The sequence below is a fragment of the Methylobacterium sp. E-045 genome, assembly GCF_022829685.1.
GTDB lineage: Bacteria > Pseudomonadota > Alphaproteobacteria > Rhizobiales > Beijerinckiaceae > Methylobacterium.
This window is the reverse complement of the sequence record NZ_JAKSYE010000090.1, coordinates 1-361: the sequence shown is the minus strand read 5'-3', so window position 1 is coordinate 361 and position 361 is coordinate 1. Positions and strand designations below refer to the sequence as shown.

1 pseudogene is annotated in these 361 nt (G+C 63.2%); it reads right to left on the bottom strand.

Annotated elements, in window-relative coordinates:
• Positions 1-361, bottom strand: a pseudogene (locus MKK51_RS17915) (IS21 family transposase); the annotation flags it as partial.

The window sequence follows — 361 nt, the reverse complement described above, 5'->3', positions numbered from 1 at the left end:
GCTGTCCGCTCGGCCTCGAACCGCTCCCAGACGGTGCGCTCGCGCTCCTCGGGATGGGGATGGGCCTTGGCGTAGGCGATCACCCCATCGAGCAGGAGCGCGTTCAGCTCCTCGTAGCTATTGAGCCGGACACGCGGGGTGATTACGCGCTCGCGCACCAGCGCGACCTGGTTCTCGACCTGCGCCTTCTCCCAGCCCGAAGCCGGCGTAAAGGCGATCGGATCGACGTGGTCGTGCGAGTACTTATGCAGGAACCGGCGATTAGAGGACGTCTCGCGCACGACGAAGAGCGTCTCCAGAGCGGTCATCTTTGTGACGTAGATTCCGCGCTTGTATGTGCTGTGGAAGAATGGTAGTTCCG